General features: G+C 44.6%; 20 protein-coding genes. 4 read left to right on the plus strand and 16 right to left on the minus strand.

The window, feature by feature from the left end:
- Positions 1-72: 72 nt before the first annotated feature.
- A complete protein-coding gene (locus ABFV83_RS10890; RefSeq protein ID WP_349943772.1) occupies positions 73-3,036 on the minus strand; it encodes an EAL domain-containing protein in 2,964 nt (987 codons plus the stop codon).
- 224 nt (positions 3,037-3,260) lie between these two features.
- A complete protein-coding gene (gene dapF, locus ABFV83_RS10895; RefSeq protein WP_349943774.1) occupies positions 3,261-4,121 on the minus strand; it encodes a diaminopimelate epimerase in 861 nt (286 codons plus the stop codon).
- Positions 4,122-4,383: 262 nt separating this feature from the next.
- Between dapF and ABFV83_RS10900 the strand changes: the two genes are divergently transcribed.
- Entirely contained in the window at positions 4,384-5,235 is an 852-nt protein-coding gene (locus ABFV83_RS10900; RefSeq protein ID WP_349943776.1) for an AraC family transcriptional regulator, read from the plus strand.
- Between the two features lie 104 nt (positions 5,236-5,339).
- Entirely contained in the window at positions 5,340-6,317 is a 978-nt protein-coding gene (locus ABFV83_RS10905) for a DUF4349 domain-containing protein (protein WP_349943777.1), read from the plus strand.
- A gap of 92 nt (positions 6,318-6,409) precedes the next feature.
- Here ABFV83_RS10905 and ABFV83_RS10910 read toward each other — a convergent pair whose 3' ends face one another.
- The 11 genes from ABFV83_RS10910 to ABFV83_RS10960 form a co-directional block, all read right to left on the minus strand.
- The gene (locus tag ABFV83_RS10910; protein ID WP_349943778.1) at positions 6,410-7,702 is read right to left on the minus strand and encodes an O-antigen polymerase; all 1,293 of its coding nucleotides are present in this window, start codon (positions 7,700-7,702) and stop codon (positions 6,410-6,412) included.
- Between the two features lie 97 nt (positions 7,703-7,799).
- Complete coding sequence (gene ptsP / locus ABFV83_RS10915; RefSeq protein WP_349943779.1) at positions 7,800-9,515, minus strand: phosphoenolpyruvate--protein phosphotransferase; 1,716 nt, start codon at positions 9,513-9,515, stop codon at positions 7,800-7,802.
- A 34-nt stretch (positions 9,516-9,549) separates the two neighbouring features.
- A complete protein-coding gene (locus ABFV83_RS10920) occupies positions 9,550-9,813 on the minus strand; it encodes an HPr family phosphocarrier protein (RefSeq protein WP_349943780.1) in 264 nt (87 codons plus the stop codon).
- Between the two features lie 60 nt (positions 9,814-9,873).
- Positions 9,874-11,181: a CdaR family protein gene (locus tag ABFV83_RS10925; protein WP_349943781.1), complete on the minus strand. Its 1,308-nt coding sequence runs from the start codon at positions 11,179-11,181 to the stop codon at positions 9,874-9,876.
- A complete protein-coding gene (gene cdaA, locus ABFV83_RS10930) occupies positions 11,159-12,031 on the minus strand; it encodes a diadenylate cyclase CdaA (RefSeq protein ID WP_054738190.1) in 873 nt (290 codons plus the stop codon). Before cdaA ends, ABFV83_RS10925 begins: the two co-directional genes overlap by 23 nt.
- Positions 12,032-12,157: 126 nt before the next feature.
- On the minus strand, positions 12,158-13,105 hold the full coding sequence (locus ABFV83_RS10935) for an ABC transporter permease (protein ID WP_349943783.1): 948 nt from the start codon (positions 13,103-13,105) through the stop codon (positions 12,158-12,160).
- Positions 13,102-13,530, minus strand: a complete 429-nt coding sequence (locus ABFV83_RS10940; RefSeq protein ID WP_349943785.1) for a hypothetical protein — start codon at positions 13,528-13,530, stop codon at positions 13,102-13,104. Before ABFV83_RS10940 ends, ABFV83_RS10935 begins: the two co-directional genes overlap by 4 nt.
- A 166-nt stretch (positions 13,531-13,696) precedes the next feature.
- Complete coding sequence (locus ABFV83_RS10945) at positions 13,697-14,908, minus strand: ABC transporter permease (RefSeq protein ID WP_349943786.1); 1,212 nt, start codon at positions 14,906-14,908, stop codon at positions 13,697-13,699.
- Between the two features lie 14 nt (positions 14,909-14,922).
- The gene (locus tag ABFV83_RS10950) at positions 14,923-16,131 is read right to left on the minus strand and encodes an ABC transporter permease (RefSeq protein ID WP_349943787.1); all 1,209 of its coding nucleotides are present in this window, start codon (positions 16,129-16,131) and stop codon (positions 14,923-14,925) included.
- Complete coding sequence (locus ABFV83_RS10955) at positions 16,125-16,916, minus strand: ABC transporter ATP-binding protein (RefSeq protein ID WP_349943789.1); 792 nt, start codon at positions 16,914-16,916, stop codon at positions 16,125-16,127. Before ABFV83_RS10955 ends, ABFV83_RS10950 begins: the two co-directional genes overlap by 7 nt.
- 12 nt (positions 16,917-16,928) lie before the next feature.
- On the minus strand, positions 16,929-18,317 hold the full coding sequence (locus ABFV83_RS10960; protein WP_349943790.1) for an HlyD family efflux transporter periplasmic adaptor subunit: 1,389 nt from the start codon (positions 18,315-18,317) through the stop codon (positions 16,929-16,931).
- 311 nt (positions 18,318-18,628) lie between these two features.
- Between ABFV83_RS10960 and ABFV83_RS10965 the strand changes: the two genes are divergently transcribed.
- Positions 18,629-19,264, plus strand: a complete 636-nt coding sequence (locus tag ABFV83_RS10965; RefSeq protein ID WP_349943792.1) for a superoxide dismutase — start codon at positions 18,629-18,631, stop codon at positions 19,262-19,264.
- 291 nt (positions 19,265-19,555) lie between these two features.
- On the opposite strand, the gene ABFV83_RS10970 is transcribed toward ABFV83_RS10965, so the two are convergent.
- The 3 genes from ABFV83_RS10970 to ABFV83_RS10980 all read right to left on the minus strand — a co-directional run bounded on the left by ABFV83_RS10970 (position 19,556) and on the right by ABFV83_RS10980 (position 23,539).
- Positions 19,556-20,302 carry a MurR/RpiR family transcriptional regulator gene (locus ABFV83_RS10970; protein WP_349943793.1) on the minus strand — a complete coding sequence of 249 codons (747 nt, stop codon included), beginning with the start codon at positions 20,300-20,302 and terminating at the stop codon, positions 19,556-19,558.
- A gap of 207 nt (positions 20,303-20,509) precedes the next feature.
- Positions 20,510-21,892 (minus strand): 6-phospho-beta-glucosidase, encoded by a 1,383-nt coding sequence (locus ABFV83_RS10975; RefSeq protein WP_349943795.1) that lies wholly within the window; start codon positions 21,890-21,892, stop codon positions 20,510-20,512.
- Between the two features lie 207 nt (positions 21,893-22,099).
- Positions 22,100-23,539, minus strand: a complete 1,440-nt coding sequence (locus ABFV83_RS10980; RefSeq protein ID WP_349943797.1) for a lipase — start codon at positions 23,537-23,539, stop codon at positions 22,100-22,102.
- 216 nt (positions 23,540-23,755) lie between these two features.
- On the opposite strand from ABFV83_RS10980, the gene ABFV83_RS10985 reads away from it, so the two are divergent.
- Entirely contained in the window at positions 23,756-23,857 is a 102-nt protein-coding gene (locus ABFV83_RS10985) for an IS3 family transposase (RefSeq protein ID WP_349948912.1), read from the plus strand.
- Positions 23,858-24,091 lie beyond the last annotated feature (234 nt).

The raw sequence follows: 24,091 nt of genomic DNA on the forward strand, positions 1-24,091 counted from the left end.
CCGATGAGCAAGCTCATCTTCGCTCTCTTGCGCTCATTATATCACAGGTACCGGAAGCGGTCTATTCCTATTTCACGCTTCCCTGTCTGCAAGCTTCCTGGACTGTATAAGAGCTGATCTTGCCTTATCACAGCAATCTCCAAAATCCTTATCCTGTGCCTCTATGATAGCAAACGCAGAATTGATCGAGAACAAATGCTCTGTTTCATTTCCCGAAAGTTCCTGGGTCAAGGCTTTCTCCACCCGCTTAAGCTTATGTTCCATATCACTGTTCCGGATATTTTTGCACAGTACCATTGCTTCATATACGCCATTTAAGCAGATGATATCATCTTCCCGGAAAAAGCGTTTCAGGCATTCCACATAAGGGGCAAAAAGGGGCTTTACCGCTTTCCCCCCTCCGCAGCCTTCTCCCGGTCCCAAAATCTCAAATAAAACCAGGGCCGAAGGCTGAAAGCGGCGGCGCATCACATAGGTCTCCATCATGGAAACAGCAGCATGACGGTCAGGAAGCTTCTCAAAGGAAATATCCCTTCCGGAAAGCTTTAGCATATCTCCCAGAATTTTCTGGGAGTCCTCCAGCTTCTGACGCTGCTCCATCTGTTCCGTGGCATCTCTCACCGCTCCATAGTACAGACGGTGTTCATCCTGTTCTCTTAAAAAGAATACGCGCAAATGTACCCACATCAGTTTCCCGCTTAGGCGGTACTGCCGGAAAATGCCTTCGCCTCCCCGGATTGGATTGTTGTATGCCTTTTCAAAAATGCTCAAAACCCAGTCCCTGTCATCTTTATAAACTCTGTTTAACAAAAACCATCTGTGTTCTTCCATGTCAATGGGATTATCCCCTGTAATGTGGTAATATTCCTGATTCACCCGAAGAACCTCGCACCGGTCCTCATACACTTCATACAGGGCGATCGCCCCCAGCATATTATTTAGCATCGCCTCGCTGGTGATGTTTTCATTAAACAGGTCCTCCAGTTTCAGCTGCCCTAACTGGCGGGCCTGGATTCCCCCGTAATCCACCTGATCCTCCTGCATTAAGAGCTGCTCCGCCTCTTTCACAGGAAGGGGCTTATAATAATAGTATCCCTGTCCGTAAATACAGCCGATATTTCTTAAAAAGTCCACCTGATCCTTTCTTTCAACCCCTTCGGCGATGATCTTCATCTGCATGACCCTTGCCATTCTCACAATGGTCTCTAAAATCCCCATTCCCCGGCTCTGGCTGTTTTCATTCATATCCAGGAATTTGGTGTCGATCTTAATGACATCAACATTGACATCTTTTAGCATGTTAAGAGAAGAATAGCCGCTTCCAAAGTCATCCATAAACACCGGAAAGCCCGCCCTGCGAAGATCCTCAAGAACCCTTTGCATCTTATCATCATCCTCTGCATAGGCGCTTTCCGTAATCTCGATCTCCAGGTATCTTGGATCAATCTCGTACCTGCTTACCAGTTCCTTGAATTTTTCCACAACATCAATGGCATAGATGTCCATGCGGGACATATTGATGGAAATGGGGATCAGTCTTTTCCCGGCCTTTGCCCAGCTGTTTAACTGCCTGCAGACCATCTCCCAGATATAAATGTCCAGATAGGTGATAAACCCGTTCTGCTCTAAAAGCGGTATGAACTCTGCAGGTGAGATAAGCCCCCGGAGCGGATGCCGCCATCTGACCAGGGATTCCAGGCCGATGATCTTACCTGTAAGCATGTTGCACTGGGGCTGGACATAAAAAATAAATTCTCTCTTTTCCAGGGCGCTCTGAATTTCTGAGAGAAGGATCTGGTCCTTTTCCATTTTCTGTTTCATGCCAGGATCGTACCAGCCTATTCTCTTGGCATAATTTCCCTTTACGGAGTTTAAGGCGATTGCCGCCCTGTCATACATCATGCTGACCGAAAGCCTCCGGTCCTCAATCCGGTAGACGCCAAAAGCCGGAAGAAATCCTGCATTACCGCCGTACTGTCTGGCATAATGATTAATCTCACCTTCCAGGTTTTTTAGTATGGAAATGTCTTCCGGAAGGATAATGATAAAGTCATCTCCGCCCATATACCCTGCCAGGGAACCATACAGCAGCTCCAGGGATTTTAAATATTTTCCGATCTTAATCAGGAATCGGTCTCCTTCCTCTTCCCCATACCATTCATTAAACAGCTTAAAATGCTCAATATCAATGGCCACCATAAAATACCTTGCATCGGATTGTTTTTTCAAAAGCTGGTCCGCCTTCTCAAAGAAAGGGCCGTAACGGAAAAGCCCTGTCAGGGAATCCGTTTCTTCCCGCTTCTCCTGAAGCTTTTTCTGTGCTTCCACTTCCTGCTTCTTTCTGCTGTCAATATCCTGGACATAACTCATGATGATTGGGTCCGCACAATCCCCGCACCGGAACAAAACGGCAATCATACTGATCCAGCAGTAGTTCCCGCCCACCAGCTGCCTGCGGAATTCGCCCTTAATGATCCTTCCGCCTGCATGAAGGCGGTCTAACAGGGTGGACCTGTCCCAGAATGCCAAAAATTCCTCCCTGTCTTCCGGGTGAATTATAAAATTCGCCGCCTCCTGAAACATAGAGTCTAACTGTCCTTCCAGCTTTGGAATCCTGAATTTATCTTTTTGATGAAACAGGATCCTATAAGCGTTCGCGGCAATGTTCAATTCAAAAAGCTCATCATAAACGGTGTTGTCCGTCAGATGATAAAAAAGATTCTTATTCTTCTCATCCACCGGCTTGAACATGATGAGCTTACAGCCTTTGTGTCCGGGCCAGTCAATTATACCAGAGGATACATCCATCCAAAGCTCTGAGGCAGAATTATAGAATATCACATGCCCGGACTTTTCCCCTGTACCCGGACAGTCTTTACAGGGTCCCATTCCTTTCCCAACCCCCTGATAACAGTACATTCCCTCTCTTAAATCCGGATAATATGACTTAGCCGCTTCATTAAGATAAATGATCCTGTAATCCTGGTCAACTATGTAAATACCGGCATCACCAGTTTCAGCCGACGTAAGATTCATAAGCCCCCGCCTCTCCTGCATCACATTATCTGCGCACCATATAAATTATTGTAATATTATAGTATGAAAACGCTGTTTCCGTCAACAGGTTCAGACCCACATTATGAAAACAGGAAAATGCAAAAGGCACAACAACCTTCCGCTTATCTCAGACAAAGCGGTTCCCACCTGCTTTGAAATAACGGTTGATTGCCGTGCCCATTTTGCCAGTCTGTTATATTTTATTACTGGAGTGCGCGCAGCTGCTCCGTCATCTCATGAGAAAGGGTGAATCTCCCTACGTAACCGACTTCCCCTGTCATCAGTACGCTGCCATCCTTTTCAATTTCCACCTCAAGCACGCCTCCCGGCATGTGTACATACATCTTAGGGTCCGTAAGCCCCATACGGTACGCCGCACCTGCGGCCGCACAGCCGCTGGTTCCCGAAGCCAGGGTATATCCGGCTCCCCGTTCGTAAATCTCAATTTCAATATTGGTCCTGTCCACAACCTTCAAAAGCTCCGTATTTATCTTTTCCGGGAAATAATCGGCTGTTTCCGAATGCTTTCCGATCCGGCAGGCCAGTTCCTTTGATATATCGTTCAGCCAGATGACGCAGTGAGGATTGCCTATGGAAACACAGGTAACCCGGTAAGGGATGCTTCCAAACATCATGGTTTCATTCAGCACCTCTCTCCTTGGCCCTGTTACAGGGATCTCGTCACTGTAAAAGCTTAATTTTCCCATGGATACCTTTATTTTGGTTCCGGTCTCGTTTAAGTACTGGATCGTCTGCTGCCCGCTTAATGTATTGACAATAAAGCGGTTTTTCTGCACATATCCGGCATCCTTTAAGTATTTCCCAAAGATCCGCACGCCGTTGCCGCTTAACTCCGCTTCGCTTCCGTCGGGATTTAAAATCTTAAGCTCCAGCTTATCCTGCCCAAAAACAGGCCCTACTAAAAGCCCGTCAGACCCTACTCCGAAATTCCGGTTGCAGATCAGGCGGACACTTTCCTCTGTCAGCTCCAATTCATTTTTATTAGGGTCAAAAATCAGATAATCGTTGCCCAGCCCATGATATTTTTCCAACGTGATATTCATGATAAAACTCCTTTCCCGTGCCTTTTAATATCCTCATATAATTCATAATATGAAATTCCGACAGAATAAGACTTCTCTTTCCGGGCTGAAACCGCCCGCTAATACTACTATTTTCATTCCTGTCTTCCTTCTATCCATACGTATTTGTTTTATAGATTTAATTATATACAGCACTATTTATCATTTCCATCAATATAATGCTTTTTTTATTGCAAATTATGTTATATTATAAAAAGCAGCGCAATAGAAGGGATAAGATTAAATGGATAACTACGAAAAGCGGGGATATTTAAACAGTGATTTCCGGCTGTTTCATCTGACCGATACAAAAAAACAGGATTTTGAATACCATTATCATGATTTCGATAAAATCATCATTTTCATCCGGGGATCCGTTACCTACCGGATCGAAGGCTGTGCTTATAAACTGAATCCCTATGATATCATACTGGTACGCCATAACGATATTCACAAGCCTGACATTGACCCGTCAGTGCCTTATGAAAGGATCATCGTCTATCTTTCCCCAGGATTTTTACTGGCTTACCGGTCCGACAGCTATGACTTGAGCACCTGTTTCCAAAAATCAAAAGAGCTGCATTCCCACGTCCTGAGGATTCATTCCATGGAAAAAAGCGGCCTGTACCGCACATTATCGAACCTGGAGTATGCCTGCACCCATGACGGCTACGCCAGGGATCTGTACTGTCAGGTGGTATTTCTGGAATTCATGATCCAGTTGAACAGGGCTTCTTTAGCTAACCGGGTACAGTATCTTCCTCCTTCCACCGGTGACCGGCGCATTTTAGGAATTATGGACTATATAAACAGTCATTTGATGGAAGATATAACCGTGGACGCCATTGCAGAGGCATGTTATATCAGCCGTTACCACCTGATGCACTTATTTAAAGGGGAAACCGGCTATACTTTGTTTGACTATATTACGGAAAAACGCCTTCTTTTGGCAAGGGACCTTTTAAAAACCGGAATGCCGGTTACGGAAGCCTGTTTTAACAGCGGCTTTAAAAACTACTCAACGTTTTTCAGGGCCTATAAAAAACACTTTCACCTTTCCCCTTCAGAAGCCGTAAAAGAGCATGGAAATATATAAGTTTTTCTTAAGCTTCTCTGCCTTTGTTGAAATGGTCCAGGCACCATGCTATTCTAAGAATATCACTTGATTCATAGAAATATGATGATAAAAGGAGGGGTTCAATGAGAAAAAGAAAATGGGGATTCGTCCCGTCTCTTCTGGTAATTCTCTGCTTAAGCGCATGCTCCAATAAATCCGCAGCAGTGGATCAGAACACTGTATCAGATTATGGGCCTGCTATGACTGCAGAGACAAATGTCCCGGTCAGCCCAGACAGCCAATATGAAAAGGGGGAAGAAGAAAAAGCTGTTACATCACTGGCAGGGGAAAACGGAAGTGGCCAGGTGCTTCCAGCCGGACGAAAACTCATACGGAACATATCCATGAACGTGGAAACAGATGGGTTTGAAACACTGCTTCATAACCTGCAGACCAGGATCACCCAGCTTGGCGGATATGTGGAACAATCCGATATGTCAGGCAGCCGCCTGGACAGCCTTGGAAAACCGGTGCCAAGGTATGCCAATATGACCATCCGGATTCCCGTGAACCAGATCGACAGCTTTATAAGCACAGTGGAAACCAATGGTAATATCACCGATAAATCGGAATTCACCCAGGATGTTACGCTGCAGTACAGCGATCTGGAAAGCAGAAAAAAGTCCCTGGAGGTGGAGCAGGAAAAGCTGTGGGAATTCCTCCAAAAAGCGGAGTCAATTGATACGGTCATCACCCTCCAGCAGCGGCTTTCCGAGATACGCTACCAGTTGGAATCCATGGAATCCCAGCTTAAGCTATACGACAATCAGGTGGATTACGGCACGGTTTCCCTAAGCATCAGGGAAGTCACCACCTTTACTCCCACTGCCCCGGAATCAGCCGGTACCCGCATAAGAAATGGATTCGCAGACAATCTTAAGATTTTTAAGTCCGGCTTGTTAAACCTTACGATCATCGCCATTACAACCAGTCCATTCTGGATCCCAATTGCCGCAGCCGCCTCTGCCATTTTCTATTACCGGCGGCGCAAAAAGAAAAGGCGCCTTGCCATCTCCCCTCCCACAGAGGACAATGAGCCTTCCGGCACACCAGGGGCCTGATTTCAATTCATACATAACAAAAAAGCTCGCGGAAAAATATGACGTGCTGCCGTCAGGCAGGACACCAGTTTCTCCAGGAGCTTTTTATATCGTCATCCATGTCTTCCATTATTGTTCCACGAACAGAAAGCAAACAAAACTCCCGTCATTCCAAAGTAAAACCAGGTGGAAGGATTACTGAACCAGGTCGTGAAAAAAGACAGTATCATATACATGGCAAACTGGGCATAGAACAGATAGCCAATGGGATTACGGATACGTTTTACCATCCGCATCAGGAAAAACCCAACTCCACCCAGAATACATCCAAATAACAGGACGCCCACAATCCCAAAATCATAAAAAGAATCATAAAACAGGGTGACCGTGGTCAATTCCTCTTTTGTCACATAGATGGGGAAATCCACAAGAGCCGGGACAAGGAATTTAAGCCCTGTAAGCGCCCATAAGGGAAAGAGCATCCGAAGACCAAACGTATGGGACGGAAGCCACTCCACCAGGCAGTTAAAATTGTCATAATTGTTTGCAATGTACATATAAGGCTGAGTGATGAATATAGGCATCTGGCTGTTTTTCATCTGAAAAATGCCGTTTAAATAGGAGACATCATGGCCTCTTGCAATGGTGAGGATCACATAAATGGGAATCATACCAATCATCAGGCCTACCCCATATGTAATCTTCAGCCTGTGCTCCATGGCAATATAGGTGAGAACCGCCAAACCAACAGACAGGATCAGTTGGAAACGGGACACGCATAAAATCGGAATCACGCATGCAATGACGTCCATGAGCACGGCCAGAATAAGCCTTAACCCGTTTCTCCCCTGTTCTATGCAAAAATAAAGGACCGACAACGCAGGCACCAATACACAGGATACGGTAAAATAGTGAATTCCTGTTATGTGAAACGCAGAGTAAGCATGAGGCACTCCTTTCACAAAGAAGGGGATGAACCCCAGCACCACCGCCTCAACGATAAAACCGGCAAGGGATACGAAGGTGACAAAAACCATGGACAGAAAAAGAGGTCTCTCATAGCCTTTAAAACTGAACCAGCTGGAACGCTGTCCTCCTGATTCCCCCTGCAGCTTTGCGAAAAATTCAAAGGTGACCCAAAATCCCAGGAATGCTACCAGAAAACAGAGCCACGTAATAATATTCCAGTCAAATGAAAGCTCTGAGAGCTTTAAACAGGCAATGCCTTCCCCTCCTACCCAGAACAGGGAAAACAACCCCCTTAAATGAATGATATTCTCGGTCCGGCTGTAATCCCGCCAGTACAGGAAAAGAGCTGCCAGTATTAAAATAATACCGGACAGCCAGTAAAAGCCTGCTCTTGCAAATAAATAAGACGCTCCATAGCTGATCAGATAAACACTCATCGTAAAATATCCCCTTTGGCAAATAATCGAAACGCCGCCTTATATGGAAAAAGCAGCCGCCGCCCTGGCGACAGCCGCACTTCCCTTTTTAAGTTCACTATATACGGCTAATGAACTCTCTCATATAATCTTCTACCTCTTTTGCAGTGGAATAGGACATGGCCTGTTCTGCCACTGCCTGCAGTTCTTTTGTGCTGTAACCGGTGATCAGCTTTCTGGCGTTTAAGATAGCTGACGCACTCATGCTGAACTCATTTAAGCCAAATGCCAGAAGAAGGGGAATGAGCATGGGATCGCTTGCAGCCTCCCCGCACATACCGACCATAATCCCTTCTTTCCGCCCGCATTCAATGACATGGCGGATGCTTCTTAAAACCGCAGGATTTAACGGGGAATACAGATAGGATACCTTATCGTTTCCTCTGTCCACAGACATGGTGTACTGGGTTAAGTCATTGGTTCCGATGCTGAAGAAATCAACTTCCTTTGCAAACACATCCGCCATTAAAGAGGCAGCAGCCGTTTCCACCATGATTCCCACTTGAATATCCTTTTTATAGGCAATTCCCTTTTCATCAAATTCCTTTTTAAGCGCTTCAACAAGCGCCTTTGCTTCTCTGAACTCCTCTAAGCAGGTCACCATAGGAACCATGATGCGGATGTTGCCGAAAGCACTGGCTCTTAAAAGAGCCCGCAGCTGAGGCTTGTACACATCTTCCTTCCGGTCCAGGCAGAAACGGATCGCCCTGTATCCCAAAAATGGATTTTCGTCCTTTTCAAGGCCCATATATGGAATTTCCTTATCTCCTCCGATATCCAGAGTGCGGATGATTACAGGCTTGCCGTTCATAGCTGCCGCAACCTTCCGATAGGCTTCAAACTGCTCGTCCTCTGTGGGCATTGAAGTACGGTCCATAAACAAAAATTCTGTTCTGAACAATCCGATCCCTTCCCCGTCATAATGAAGGACCTTTTCCACATCCTCAGGCTTTCCGATATTGCCCACCAATTCAATGGCAACGCCATCCTTTGTTACGGTTGGCTTACCGATGTATTGCTCCAGTTCCTTCTTTTCCTTTAAAAAGGTTTCCCTCTTTGCAGTATACTCTGCCTTTAATGAATCATCCGGATTCACAATGACAATTCCCTTAGATCCATCTAATATCACATCATCCCCATCGGACACCTGGCTTAAAAATCCCTCAAGGGCAACCACTGCAGGAATCTCCAAAGCTCTGGCAAGAATCGCGCTGTGGGATGTCTTTCCTCCCAGTTCCGTAACAATACCGGTCACCTTGTCCGGATCGATCCCGGCTGTCATGGAAGGCGTTAAATCTCTTGCAATGATCACGCTTCCCTCCGGAAGATCGGAAATATTCACAGAGTTTACCCCCATAAGTATCTTCTGCATGCGAGTCTTGATATCGTGCATGTCCGTGGCTCTCTGCTGCATGAGCTCATCTCCCATGGATGCGAACATGTTGGCATAGGAATTGCATACATTTTCAATGGCATATTCGCTGTTGACATTCTCCCCCGTGATAGAATTCTCAATCTCACCTGTCAACATTGGATCAGAAAGGAGCAGCAGATGACCGTTTAAAATCTCCGCTTCCTTTTCTCCCACTTTTGTTGCAAGATCCTGTGCCAGAAGGCCGGTCTCTTCCATAGCCTGCCTGACTGCCGCCTGAAAGCGGGCCTTTTCAGCCTCCGGATCTGTTACTTCCTCTCTCATGATCTTAAGCTCTGCTTCTTCCACGTTAACGGCCTTCCCAATACCGATTCCCGCAGATGCACTTGTTCCTTTAAACATAATTAGCCTCCTTATTAATTATTAGATAATTAATCTATTCGCCAAGACCGTCTTCAACAGCCTTGACCATGGTCGCCAGAGCCTCCTCTTCATCTGCTCCCTCACAGACAAAAGTAATCTCATCCCCGCTTTTTACGCAGGCACCCAATACGCTAAGCACACTTTTCGCATTGGCAGTGGTGTTCTTAAATCGAAAACTCACCGAAGAATTAAAGTTCATGGCTTCCTTACAAAGAATCCCTGCCGGCCTTAAGTGCAGGCCGGTAGGATTCTTTATAACAACTTTAGCACTGACCATACTGAATTCCCTCCCTCCATTCTTTCATCATTTTCCCTTTTAGGGAAATGAAAGACTTTCTCATTGTGACTCAGGAACTTCCGCAGAAGTGGCTGTGGTGCTGCTTTCAACCGTTGCGGGGCCCGGATCCTTATGGGCAACTATCACATTGAAAGGCGTATAACCAACCACCTCAAACCCTGCCGAAACCTCAAATGTCACCATTCCGGGATGGGGGCCAGCCTCCTGGTCCGATACGTCGAGAACTGCATTCAAGTTCTTTTCCGTCAGGGCATCTAAATCTTCCTTCAGCCCTTTTACCGTAACATCAGTAGTTTCTTTATCAAAACTGTAATCGTAATCAGCTTCTGCACCCTTCTTATCCAGATTCTTCAGATTCAAAGCGAATACTCTGGTAGTCAGTGGTTCTACCTTCAGCTTCACGGTTACATTCTTATATTCATCCCCGGCAACAGAGGTGCTTGGCGGCAGATACTGGCTTAAATCCAGCTGAACCACCTTATCAGAGGTGGCACCGTCAATATTCAGCTTATCCGAGGAAACAGACAAGCTGGTCAGGGAGGCAAGAACCGACTTGGTGCCTACTACCGGTACGGATTTGACGCTGCATTCCAGTCCCGTATACCGGTATCCTTTTGCCACTTCTCCTGAAACCTCAAAGTTAATGGAAAGATTCTTGGCCTTTAGCACGGATACATGATATTCGATCTCGTGCCTGTTGACAGTCACTTTATTTGCCATGTCCGGCATCTCGTTGCCGTTGGCATCGTAAAAGACCGGAGAGGCCACTGCATTGATATCCGCATTGGCATTATCCACATCAATCTCTATTCCCATATGGTTGATCTGGCCGATCTGGGACTCAGGGCCTTCCACAGTCACAGAATCCGGCAGCAGTGTGACCATGCCCAGGGCATACCCTTCTTCCGGTGTTCCTTTTATCCGGAACTGAAGATCAAACTTCTTGCGCTGAAGCTCTTCCGTATCGATCCGGATCACCATTGGCTTAGCCGTAATGGTGTCACTCTTGACCAGGTTTTCCTTATCTCTATTAATCTCCACAGTGATGGGAATTGCTCCTGTCACGTTGTAATCCTTTAAATCAACATAGGCATGAAAGTCCGAGGCCTTCACCAGGGAACGGTCTCTTGTTCTCACCTGGTAGCTGACTGTCACCGTATCCTTTCCCACAATTTCATAGGTTAAATTGGCAGCCTCCAGCACGTCCTCATTGCGCACATCTATCCCAACCACCTGGGAATCATCAATAATGGGATTGGAAATGTTGACAACAGCCATCCATACTGCAAAGGCAAGCACCAGGGACGCAACCTTCAGTCCAAGATTATTTAACAGCTTTTCCTTCATTCTTACGCCTTCCCTTCAAAATCCTGAATCTGCTTCCTTCCTCTGCCTCCCGTTTTACACCTGCAAGGACCGACCGGAGCATATCCGCATCCGCGATCCGTTTAAGGCCGCCTTCCAAAGCCACAGTCACACGCCCGGTTTCTTCCGATACCACAATGGTAATGCTGTCGCTGACTTCGCTGACGCCTACTGCAGCCCTGTGCCTTGTACCCAGGTCCTTGCTGATAGACATATTATCCGATAGAGGCAGGTAGCAGGTTGCCGCCGCCACACGATTTCCCCGAATTACCACCGCTCCGTCGTGCAGCGGCGTATTATGTTCAAAAATATTAATAAGAAGCTGGCTGCTGACAACTCCTCCCACTTCTATTCCGGTACGCTCGATCTCTTTTAAAGAGTCTCCCCGTTCAATTACCATGAGCGCTCCGGTCTTGACCCTTGCCATCTCAAAAGTAGCCTTCACCAGCTCGTTAATCGTTTTATCCGTAAAACTGGAATTGTCCCTGCCATCATCAAAGGTCAGGATCCCTGTAAAGGGATTCTTGCTTCCCAGCTGCTCTAAAGCCTTTCGAAGTTCAGGCTGGAAGATCACTATCGCCATGGTCACTGCCGGCGTAGCGATTTTATTGAGAATCCAAAAAATATTATCCAGCCGGAATACATATGCAAAGACATAGAAAACAAGGATCACGATGATTCCCTTTAAAAGCGTCCATGCCCTTGTATTCATGATCCAGGTCAGCAGTTCATACAGCAGAACGGCTATAATAATAATTTCAACTAAGTTTGTTTTCGATATCCTGGGCAGGAACGACACCCAGGAGTACATTCCGTCTAAAAAATCTGCTATTGTCTCCACCTCCCTTTTATCTCTTCCTTATTATTGCCTATGCGATCCGGGCAGGGCCCACCCCGTTTTAGAGCCTGCCCCGCTTTACCGGGCACCGGGTGCAAAGGTATGCCCGCAGGTCGCTTTCTACCTCTGCGGTCTTTGGAGCTTTCTGGCATTAATTTTCTGAACTTTCACATCAGGCGCGCTGACTGTCAGCTTTGGAACCGCCTTGACGTAGTAATAATAATCATCATCTTCAAATTGTACGTATTCTGTCCTGGAATAATCCACTGCAAAGACAAAAAATATATAAATTCCTGCAATCACAATGGAAATCAGGATTCCTACCAGAAGCCCGATAACCGACACCGATACATCTGCAGCAATATCTCCGATAAAAATTACGCCCAGTTGGGCAATGGTGCCTGCCACAATGGCAATGATCCAGGAATAATCCATGGATAAGCTCCGGGTGACCGCCACCACCACAAGAGAAAGGGCAAACGCCGTAACCATCACAAGCATCAGCTTATTGGACATCAGGCTCTTCATGAGCTGCATGAATTTCACCACCTCGTCCACCGACATATCGTTGGTCAGGACCCCTGCATTCTGCTTTACATATAAAAGCGCATAATAAATAAATACACCGCAGCTTACCGGTATCACAGATACAACGCTCCCTGACAGTCCTACGATCAGCGGGATCGCATAAGGAATTTTTAAAAGGAAAAATACAGGGGTCAACACCAACAGATAGCTGTCCCCCGGCTGGAATCCATAATAAAGAAGTCCTACCACCAAAATAAAAACAGCCATGACCAGAGTGATTTCAATGGAAATTCCCGACAGATGGGCAAGCATAAAGCCTGCCGCCAGAAAAGAGATGGCTCCATATGGCAAAAAGGAGCACACCAGAGCCAGCACCAGTGGGATATAGCCTGCCGTCAGCTTTGACATAAAGCCGATATTTTTATTCATCAGGGCAAATGCCAGAAGGCTGAATATAAACTTGATCACAGGCGTTATATAAATCTCAAACCTGGCATAAAACTCTTTCAATCGTTCTTTAAATACAAGAAGGCCCATCATGATGTCCGTCCTCCCTTTGTTCTTTTTAAAGGTCTGGTATTTCCCTCGTACCGCTTGTCCAGCCGCTTTAGTTTGGCCAAATATACTTTTGTTCCACGGCTGGCATATTCGTACTTCTTCATATATATAGCAGCGCTGATTCCCAGGTAAATTACCAGTCCGATGAGATAAATTATTCCAATCCACAATCCGGCTGCCGTCAGGCCCTTTAACTCCATGGTATTCATCCATCGTTCCATATCATATAATCCCCATAAAGCCAGACTTAAAACAAAGCTCAGTGTATAGCTGAAAAAAGAGCGGAGCAGCTTACTGCTGATGTAATCGCTTTTAAAGTACCGGTTAATGGGAAATATCCTTTTTCCTTCGTGTTTTTCAAACATCGCAAGGCTGGTCATGATCTTTATTTTCTCTTCACTAAGCATATAGTTTCCTCACTAAACCATAAGATATCACCCTATTATAGCATAGAACCTTTTACTTGGCGAGTATAATACGGAATTTTTATTTTTTTATAGTATTCCCGGATAAAAAGTCGGCAGAACCCAATTTCCTGTAAAGGAAAGAGCGCAGCGGGTCTGCTGCGCTCTTTTATTCATACCTCAGGGCGTCAATAGGATCTGCCTTTGCCGCCTTGGAGGCTGGATAAATGCCAAAAAACAAGCCTACCAAAGCCGAAAATCCTACCGCCACCAGGATGACCGCCGGCTTTATGACCACCTTCATGCCAAACAGCGCTCCTCCTGCCAGCACCAGTCCTCCGCCGGCCGCAACGCCCAGGATTCCTCCCAAGGCGGAAAGAATGGCTGATTCCGTTAAAAACTGGATTAAGACATCCCTTGTTTTAGCGCCTAATGCCTTACGGATACCGATTTCCCTGGTCCGCTCCGTAACGGATACCAGCATAATGTTCATGATTCCGATTCCGCCAACTAAAAGAGAGATAGCTGCGATTCCTCCCACAGCAGCAGATAAGCCGCCCATGATTGCGTCCGCACTTCCCATTTCACTGGATACAGAATAGAAGGTGACATCTTCCTTGTTCCGTTTCTTGGTCTTTGCAAGGTAAGAAGTAATCATGTCAGAAAATGCTTTCATATCAGTTCCTTCTTTTGCATAGAGACGAATACCGTAAATGTTGTCATTGGGCCAGGTCAATAAGGAATCCGGCACATATCCGGCCCTGGTAGCGCTGGTTCCCGCCATCATCGCCTCAAAAGGATTCTGGTCCGCCCTGTAGACTCCGACTACATTGTAATCGTCCGTATTGCCATAAATGGTGGTGCGGAACGACTTTCCCACGCAGTTTTCCGTGCCGAAAAGATCCTTTGCCCCCTTTGCCTCCAGTACAACATTGTTCTTTCTTCCTTTTACATCGGCTTCGTTTAAATTACGGCCGTAGATCACATTGATCTTCTGGACCTGAGGATAATTGGAAAGGATTCCTTCAAACTGGTATTTGACCTTATTGCGTCCAAAAACGGCTTCTGCATTTGTAGAGGCATTGCTGTCAATGTAGCTGATTTCATCTCCGAACACCTCTTTCAGCCGATCCAGTTCATCAAGAGTAAAGTAATCACTTTCCCTCATATCTTCGCCGTCTTTTGGCCAGACGTAGACATAGGCCAGGGTCACTCCCGCATTTTTATAGAGGTCGGATACCATAAACCGCATGGTATCACCAATGGACACGATGGCAATGACAGACCCAATGCCTATGATGATCCCAAGCATGGTCAGAAAGGACCGCATCTTATTTGCCTTAATGGCGTGAATTGCCATATTCATATTTTCAAGCAGCATGATGTTTTCCCCTCCTATTCATACCTTAAAGCTTCAATAGGGTCTTTTTTCGCTGCCTTGGAAGCCGGATAAAGACCAAAGAAAATACCAACAAGAGCCGAGAAACCAACTGCCAGGATCACCACAGAGGGTCTGATGACCACGGTCATCTGAAAGGCAGCTCCCCCTGCTTTCACAAGGGTCACTCCAAGAACGATGCCGATAATCCCTCCACAGGCCGACATAAAAGCGGATTCCGTTAAAAACTGGACCATGATGTCTCTTGTCCTTGCACCCAGGGCCTTCCGGATTCCGATCTCCCTGGTCCGCTCCGTGACAGAGACCATCATAATATTCATGATTCCGATTCCGCCTACCAGCAAAGAGATGGCAGCAATACCGCCCACGGCTGCCGCCATGGCGGAAAGGCTGGTATCCACGGTACCCATTTGCTCTACCACTGACATGGTCCGGATCTCTGATTCCGGACGCCCCTTTGATTTTGCCACGTACCGGGTGAATTCTGCTAAGAATGCTTTCACATCCACTCCGTCCCTGACGTAAAAATTAAGGCCTGAAAAGTAATCATTGGATTTTGTAAGGACCGTATATGGCAGAAATCCTGACTGAGTCTGCCCGTTTCCCATAAGCATGGCCATCATGGGTGAGATATCCTTATGATAGACTCCTACAACCATGTATTCCTGGGTATCCTTATTTATGGTCATTCGAAAGGTCCTGCCCACGCAGTCAGCCGTACCAAACAGCTGTATTGCCCCTTTATCCTCCAGAACTACGTGATTTGCCGCTCCTTTTACATCCGCCGTATTGAGGGCCCTGCCGTAAATAATATCTAACGGCTGCACTTCCGTATAATTGGAATCAATTCCCTGAAACTGATACTTTACCTTTTTGCGCCCATTGACGGCCTCTGCATCGGCACTGGCATCGCTGTCAATATACTGGATTTTATCCTGGTACACTTCCCTGACCCGGTCCATTTCATCTCTGGTAAAATAATCCGACATGCGGAAATCTGTTACTTCCCAGGATACCATGATAAGGGCCCGGTTATAGCCCACATCCTTATAGGCATCGGTAAATAAGTTTCTCATGCTGTCTCCCACAGATACAATCGCGATCACAGCTCCAATGCCAATGATGATTCCCAGCATGGTCAAAAAGGATCTCATTTTATTAGACCGTATGGCGTGAAGCGCCATACTCATATTTTCTATCAGCATGGCGCCTCCTCTTTCTCCATTGTTATGTCTTCTTCCTGTACCTGATTTGGGGGAACATTAGGCAGATCGCTGACCAGCTCTCCATCCCGGAACCGCATGATCCGTCCTGCAAATGCTGCAATATTCTCTTCATGGGTTACCAGCACCACAGTGGCGCCTTCCCTGTGAAGCTGGGAGAACAGCTCCATGATCTCTACCGAAGATGCGGTATCTAAGTTACCCGTGGGCTCATCGGCCATGATCAGAGGAGGCTCATTGGCCAGTGCCCTGGCAATGGCCACTCTCTGCCGCTGTCCGCCGGATAGTTCATTAGGCATATGTTCATACCGTTTTCCAAGCCCCACCCGTTCCAAAAGACTTAAGGCACGCTCTTCCCTTGTTTTTCTGGAAATATGGGCATAGGTCATGGGAAGCTCCACATTCTTTAATGCAGAAGTCCTGGAGATCAGGTTAAAGGACTGGAATACAAATCCTATCTTGCGGTTCCTGATTGCCGATAAGTCATCAGCAGAAAGCTCTGCCGTATCAATGCCGTCAAGATAATAATGCCCCATGGTGGGCCGGTCCAGGCAGCCCAAGATGTTCATAAGCGTTGATTTTCCCGAGCCTGACTGACCCATGATGGCTACAAATTCTCCGCGTTTAATGGTTAAGTTTATCCGCTTTAACCCCAGCACCTTAATGGAGCCTGTATCGTAAACCTTCACCACATCCACCAGTTTTATCAAATCTTCCCTGACATTCTCTGTCACACAGGCGGGAAGCTTCTCTTTCTTTTTCCACATACTGCCTCCCCCTTACTGAACCGAAGGAATCACGGTTACTGCCATTCCTTCTGTAAGCATGGAGGACGGAGCGCCGATCACCTGCAGCCCTTCTGTTAAGGCCTCTTCTTCCTCTGGAATGATTTCCGCCTGAATGTCACTTTCCACCCCGGTCTTCACCGGAATGAATGTTACGATATTATCCTTTACACAGGCAATGGCCGTGCCGCCATCCGGCTGCTGGATCACAGCGGAAATCGGAACAACCCATACATTCTCCACCTTTTGAAGTTCAATCTTTGCCTTGGCGGTAATGCCTGCAATCAGTCTGGTGTTCTGGTCTATAATCCGTATGGTGGTAGGAATGACTCTTTCCGTGGAACCATTTCCCTTCTCCTCTCCGGTCGGAGAAATGGCGGTCACCTCGCCTCTTGCGGTTTCACCGCTTAAAATATCGGCACTGATTTCCACCGGCTGTCCAATGGCAACCTTTCCGATGGAATACTCGCTTACATTGATCCTCATCTCCAGCACATCTAAATTATTGATGATAAACATGGGTTTGTCATCATCGGTTTTATCCGCAAAACGGCCCACCTTGCAGCTGACTCTTACAACGGTTCCTGCAATAGGGCTGATAACCTTTGTATTATTAAGCGCTTCCTTTTTCTGTTCCAGTTCAAAAGCCTCTTTTTCGATCTGCAGGGCATAGGACTCATTTGCCACTGGTCTTCCGTTCTTTAACGTGTATGTACTTATTTCCCTCTGTGCGTCATTCATAGTGTTAGAAGCAGTTTCAAGCTCCACCTGGGAAGCACTTCCGCCCTGGAAAAGAGCCAGTGTCCGGTTATAATTGGCCTTTGCTGTATCAAAATCCTGCTTTGCCTTTGCATATCCGTTCTCTGCCTCCAGCTGCTTATCCTGATAAGTGCTGACAGCCAGATCATAGGCATTTTGGGCAATGTCCACTTCTTTTTTTGCGTCCTTGTCATCAAGCACTGCCAAAACCTGTCCTTTTTCCACCTTATCCCCTTCCTTTACGGGAAGCTCCAGGATCTCCGCATGAAGGTTGGATACCACTTCCACGCTGTCTGTTCCCTGGACAGGACCGCTGACTGAAAGCATTTCAACCACCTCTCCCTTTGCCAGCGGGGAAACAGTTACCGGCAAAGCTGCGCTGCCGCCTCCTGCCAGAACTTTAATGGCAATAAAAAAGGCCCCAATGGCCGATGCTCCAATGGTTATGATCTTCCTCTTCCTGCTCCATTTTTTCCGAGGGCCTTTTTTCTTCTTTTTTCCGCCCTTTTCCTCCTTCATCAGGCTTTGCAGCTCTTTGTCAAACGTTTCATCAGACATTGGCTCCATTGCCTCCATTTCCGACGCTCCGCCTGTTTCTTCCACATTGCGCTTAAATCTATTCATGCACGTGTCCCTCCTGTACTTGGTGCCACTTCTTTTTTCTTTATATTATAACGGGCTCATATAACTTTTTTAAGTATAAAATTCTTATAAATTTCTAAACTTTTCTATTTTATGGTGTTTTTTATGACAATGGCGCCATAAATAAAGCCTTTTGGGTAATTTTCGGTACAATCCCCGGCTGCTGCATAGATGAAATAAACGGATATTTTTTAGACAAACATGGAAATTAAAAACGAAAAGTGGCTTTTATTCCTCACGAGCCCATATTTTCTGAATATATTTATACAAATGAACAAAAAAGGGAATTATCAATGAATGAGCATTATCCATTTGTAAATCCGCCCCTTCCTTATGCTTACGATGCCCTGGAGCCGTGCATCGACGCATTGACAATGTGCCTCCATCATAACAGGCACTTACAAACCTATGTGAATAACCTTAACGCAACGCTCAAAGACTGTCCGGACCTGCAGGACTGGCCACTGGAAAAGCTGATCTGTAAGGCGGACTGCCTGAAAAAGGATGTTCAAAAGTCCATCAGAAATAACGGAGGCGGCGTTTACAATCATATCTTCTATTTTAATGGCATGTCAGACTCTGAAACGCGTTGTCAGGCAGGCATGCTTTATGACGCTCTTGTGGAAGAGTTTGGATGTGTGGAAGCTTTTTACCATGAATTTGAGGAAGAGGCCCTGTCTGTTTTTGGTTCCGGATATGCGTGGCTGACTGTGGATCAAAACGGCAGGCTTAAAATCATAACCACGGCAAATCAGGATACCCCTATTGTAAAGAATCTTTGTCCGGTACTTACCATCGATGTTTGGGAACACGCCTATTATTTAAAGCATTATAATGAAAGGATCGCATACATTTATAACTGGTTCCAGGTGGTAGACTGGGAATGCGCCAATATGCATTACCTGGAATGTATGAAATGCCGGAGCTGAATCCCGGTCCTCCTTCTTTTCCAGCGGGAAACGGAGCCTGTTTATAATGAAACGCACCACTTTGCGCATGTCTGGCCGAATATAAGCCAGGCATGCGCAAAGTGGTGCATTTCTTATGTCAACTATTATTCCCGATAAAAATTAATTAATAAATGGAAGATCAGCCAGCATTAGCCTTACTCTGGTCTTTAATTTCCTACCTTCATCATCTTGACCGGGGATTTATTAACTGACAAATAAAAAGGGACCGCCTGCGGTGATATCCAAGCAAATCCCTTTCCTTTTCTCTATTCAACCCTGTTTTCTCTGCACCGTTAACTTAGCCAGCGCTTCCACAATATAAACTGCCGGTATCTGAGAGGTTATATCCACCTTCATCTTTTTATAATCCATCCGTTCCCCCTGGATATAATAAGAGATATTGTAATCAGAAATCCTGGCCAGAGTACTGTTTTTACGGTTGGTAATGGACACCACCGTACTATTGCACTGTCTGATGATCTCTGAATTCTCAATAAGTATGTCCGTTTCTCCCTCCACAGAAAGAATGATAATAATACTTTCTTCCGGAAATTCCAGACTGATCGGAAACATGGGATTATTGATCCCTGTGGCAAAAATCCCGATATTACAGAAATACCGGCTTGCATACTCGGCAATAATTCCCGAATTGCCTATTCCAAGAAAAATAATCTGTTTCTTTTCTGCTATAATATTGGCGATAGATTTAAGCTGTTCATGAAAGGACTCTGTCTCGATCTTTTGAAAAAAATCCAGGATTGAGCTGGAATCAAACCCCTGCCGGATTGTTTTTGTACTCTCCTGCTCCATCTTAAACCTGATCTTAAACTCGGAAAATCCATTGCAGTTTACTTTCCTGCAGAACCGGGCTATGGTCGTTGTGGAAACATGGGCCTCATTGGCAAATTCCCGAATGGTCATATAAGGAATCTTTTCACTGTTTTTCAATATAAAATTATAAACCTCATAATCAAGTTCACTAAACTGGTTCAATACCTGATTGGAAAACATCATCATATTCCGCTACCGCCTTTTATATTTATTAATCAAGATCTGATATTCCAATTTACCGCTGCAGGTTGTCTTTTTTATTTTAACATAAAAGGGGGGCATTTTCAATGAACAGGAATTCCTTAACCAACAAAAAAGAGCCATTGAAGCTGACTTTTATATCAGCATACAACGGCTCCTTTCCCAGCAGAAAAGTAATAAAAATATGATAATTTAGCTGTTCTTAGCTTCCAAACCATCAATCGTCTCTTTAAACTGTGGTAAATGTTCCTTATGAGCGATTAGCAATTCATCCAGCACCGTCTTAGCAATTTTGCCGCTGGGAACCAGAGGATTTATGGTAAATGCCTGCTGGGCAGTTCCGTAATCTCCGGTTACCGCTGCTTTAATGGTAGTTAACTCCATGTCTTTCATTAACTGCAGCAGACCTCTGCTGGAAGGTTCAAAGGATCCCCAGGAAATCGGAACCGGACCGCCTGATGTTATGATGCTGCTTACTTCCACTACCACATCATCGGGCAAATCTGAGATGGCTCCATTATTTCTCGTGCTGACTACCATATGGGTACGCTTGTCATTATAAATGGAATTAATTAACTCGCAGGCTGCATCAGAATAGAAAGCTCCGCCCCGCTTTTCTAATTGAGGCGGTTTAACGCTCAGATGAGGATCTTTATACAGTTCAAATAATTCGGCTTCTGTACGTTTTACCAGTTCGGCACGGGTCTCGCCTTTTGCAAAGGCTTCCAATTCTTCCTGAAGCATGTCATCTGTAATATAATAATATCTGTGGTACATGCAGGGGATAATTCCCAGATTTAAAATCTGTTCCGGCAAAAACGAGATATTGGGGATATTTTGCACACCTGAATTTGCGCTTGTAAAGCTTTTCAGCGCATTTTTCATATTTTCAACACTGGTATAAGCTGTTTCAAGTACGTCTTTGGTCTTTTCTCCGCCGGTTTTGTCCCATACCCTGTGCCAGTGAAAATGATTCAGGCCTCCAAAACGAAAGAACAGATCCTCCTCGTTCTCCTTTAAAGCTCCTGCTGCAATCTTTCTGCAAAGAATGGGAACATTACACAGACCTACTACCTTATTCCAGTTGCCATAGCGCATAACAGCTTCCGTTACCATGCCGGATGGATTGGTAAAATTAACAAGCCACGCATCAGGACACAGCTCTTTCATGTCCTTTACAATATCTAAAATAACCGGAATGGTACGAAATGCCTTGAACATGCCTCCGGCACCATTGGTTTCCTGGCCCAGAATTCCGTGGGACAATGGGATTCTTTCATCCTTAATTCGTGCGTCCAACAGGCCGACGCGGAACTGAGTAGTGACAAAATCAGCATCTTTAAGAGCTTCCCGCCGGTCTAATGTCAGATGGACCTCCCAGTCAAGTCCTGCTGCCTTCACCATTCGCTTTGCCAAATTGCCGACGATCTCAAGTTTTTCTTTTCCTGCTTCAATATCTACCAGCCAAATTTCTTTTATGGGAAGGTGGTCTTTTCTCTTAATAAACCCTTCCATTAATTCAGGAGTGTAACTGGAACCTCCTCCAATGGTTACAATTTTAATTTTTTTGTTCATATAAAGCCCTCCTTTTTACAAGAAAATTATAATACAAAAAAGAGGGCAAGAAAACAGAGACGGCTCATCCAGTAACATCACAAACCGTTTAGGTACATGTTTCTCATAAAAGACACCTTGTATTTTTTACTGGAATTACTTCATATGCGGTAACATCATACTTATCGTAAATATGGTAAGCTGGTTTTATCTTATTATTTCATTTAATTAGCTTGACAAATTGCTTAAAAATCTTGCATAATCGATATACCAGTCTTTAACATTACCAAATGTGCCTACTATGTCCATATGATCTGTATTTATGATTCTGGGCATTGCATTCCATTGCCCTATTTTAACTCCGCCATTGTATTGTTCAATAACATCATTGGACCCCAGCTTAGGTCCATCTTGACTAATACAATTTACAATCCCATCATTTGGGAACCACCTTTTGTCAATGATAGGAAGACCTTTTTGATTGCGTGAATACTTTCCCATTAAGTTTGCTGTTGGGTAAAATACAGGATTCATTGGGCCAATTTGTGCTATAGAATGACCTGTAAGAATAGATTCTGTAGTTGCCTGGGTTGTCCAAGAAAAATAATATACATCTGGTTGAGCTTTTACCCATGTATTAAGCTCTTGTGCACCTTCTGTGGATAAATCATAAGTTGATATATCCTTTGTACCATTCCAGATATTGCTTTCTAAAACCTTTTTAATATAATCACGTTGAGATTCTCCATTTTGCTTTTTTAATCCCCATTGATCTAATTTTAAATCGTATGTTGCGCTAAATAAGTTGTTTTTACCAGTTATTGTTCCTAATACACCAAATGTATAACTTATTAAATCTTTTGATGGCATTAGATCTGATAAAGTTGTACCATCATTAGGTGTTGATATGGTACTAACACTATGAATCCAATGCTTTCCGCCTTCAAATAATGGTGAAATATTTTCTTGTCCGCAATTTATTTCCTCTTCGCTTCCTTCACTTAACAACTGTGTAAGTGTACGTATGGTTTGCCCTCCCATACTATGACCTATTAAATGTATTTTATTTTCATCGCTTATATTTTTATATATACCTGGAAATGTCCTTCCATATCTATTATGTTTAAATTTTTTTGCATGAGCTTCTCCATAATCTACAGTTCCACCTGCTATATAAGCGTAAAGTTCACAAGCTCTATCCCAGTTACTGGATACCGGACCTACTGTTGCTGTATAAGTCTCATATCCTGAGGCATTTAATTTTTCTTGAAGATCAACTACTCCGCCCCAATATTTATATCCTAATAATTCATCCCTTCCAAAGCCCATAAAGCCATGAACTAAAATAATTGGATAATCATTTCCCCCTATAAAACTCCTGGTGGTAACTTCTGGAAATTCTACCGGAAACTTCAATGGAGGCAATTTATTTATATCTTCTTCACTTTTAACTTCTTCTGCCGAATCTATTAAACTGTCTATGTCTTCTAATGTAGGTATTTTTATTGTCTCATCTGTGCCTTCTACTTCGTTAACAGTAGATTCTTTCACCTTCTGTATTTCTTGTGCCTTTGGTTCATCCGCTCTTACAATCATTGAAAAATTTGTTAGTATCACGGAAAATACCAATAAAATAATAGTTGCAGTTTTTTTTAGGCCTTTTTTCATTTCACATTTCCCCCTGATTCGTTTTTTAGGTAATTATTACTATTGAATAAATCGTTTTTCCTTGAACCCCTTTCATTTTATTGTAATACTTTATAATTACATGCAGATTATACATTAATTTATTGTAATTTTCAACAATTTTTTTAATTTTCTTTTCGTTATAAATTTGTTAGGAATTATTATAATAAAATATATGAACATTAGCAATATTCAAGCATCTCGAAATATATTGATTATTATAACAACCAAAGAATACAGAGAAAACTATCCGTAATGTCACCAATGGAGTATCATCAGAAATATTTATTAACGGCATAAAAGTACCGCCAGTCAAAATGACTGACGGTACAAAAATCATTTAATTATTTACTGTCCTCTTGACAGGGAGTACACCAGTCTTAATGTTCCCGTTTTGACGGCTCCTTTTTACCAACTATGGCTATTTCCTTACTTATTGACAAAAGGATGTTCTAATGATACCCTTTATGCATTGCATAAATAAAGGGTTACATGACACAATGAAGTTTTAAAATTGTTCACAAACTGATTTTC

Origin of the sequence: Lacrimispora sp. BS-2 (genome assembly GCF_040207125.1) — a bacterium.
Classification (GTDB): domain Bacteria; phylum Bacillota; class Clostridia; order Lachnospirales; family Lachnospiraceae; genus Lacrimispora.

Coding starts and splice junctions, on each gene's coding strand:
- dapF (WP_349943774.1), bottom strand. CDS start 4,121: ATGAATATCACGTTGGAAAAATATCATGGGCTGGGCAACGATTATCTG.
- ABFV83_RS10910 (WP_349943778.1), bottom strand. CDS start 7,702: ATGAGTGTTTATCTGATCAGCTATGGAGCGTCTTATTTATTTGCAAGA.
- ABFV83_RS10945 (WP_349943786.1), bottom strand. CDS start 14,908: ATGCTGCTTGAAAATATGAATATGGCAATTCACGCCATTAAGGCAAAT.
- ABFV83_RS10960 (WP_349943790.1), bottom strand. CDS start 18,317: ATGAATAGATTTAAGCGCAATGTGGAAGAAACAGGCGGAGCGTCGGAA.
- ABFV83_RS10935 (WP_349943783.1), bottom strand. CDS start 13,105: ATGATGGGCCTTCTTGTATTTAAAGAACGATTGAAAGAGTTTTATGCC.
- ABFV83_RS10980 (WP_349943797.1), bottom strand. CDS start 23,539: ATGAAAAAAGGCCTAAAAAAAACTGCAACTATTATTTTATTGGTATTT.
- ABFV83_RS10920 (WP_349943780.1), bottom strand. CDS start 9,813: ATGGTCAGTGCTAAAGTTGTTATAAAGAATCCTACCGGCCTGCACTTA.
- ABFV83_RS10925 (WP_349943781.1), bottom strand. CDS start 11,181: ATGAAGGAAAAGCTGTTAAATAATCTTGGACTGAAGGTTGCGTCCCTG.
- ABFV83_RS10955 (WP_349943789.1), bottom strand. CDS start 16,916: ATGTGGAAAAAGAAAGAGAAGCTTCCCGCCTGTGTGACAGAGAATGTC.
- ABFV83_RS10900 (WP_349943776.1), top strand. CDS start 4,384: ATGGATAACTACGAAAAGCGGGGATATTTAAACAGTGATTTCCGGCTG.
- ABFV83_RS10965 (WP_349943792.1), top strand. CDS start 18,629: ATGAATGAGCATTATCCATTTGTAAATCCGCCCCTTCCTTATGCTTAC.
- ABFV83_RS10975 (WP_349943795.1), bottom strand. CDS start 21,892: ATGAACAAAAAAATTAAAATTGTAACCATTGGAGGAGGTTCCAGTTAC.
- ABFV83_RS10890 (WP_349943772.1), bottom strand. CDS start 3,036: ATGAATCTTACGTCGGCTGAAACTGGTGATGCCGGTATTTACATAGTT.
- ABFV83_RS10970 (WP_349943793.1), bottom strand. CDS start 20,302: ATGATGATGTTTTCCAATCAGGTATTGAACCAGTTTAGTGAACTTGAT.
- ABFV83_RS10940 (WP_349943785.1), bottom strand. CDS start 13,530: ATGCTTAGTGAAGAGAAAATAAAGATCATGACCAGCCTTGCGATGTTT.
- ptsP (WP_349943779.1), bottom strand. CDS start 9,515: ATGTTTAAAGGAACAAGTGCATCTGCGGGAATCGGTATTGGGAAGGCC.
- ABFV83_RS10905 (WP_349943777.1), top strand. CDS start 5,340: ATGAGAAAAAGAAAATGGGGATTCGTCCCGTCTCTTCTGGTAATTCTC.
- ABFV83_RS10950 (WP_349943787.1), bottom strand. CDS start 16,131: ATGCTGATAGAAAATATGAGTATGGCGCTTCACGCCATACGGTCTAAT.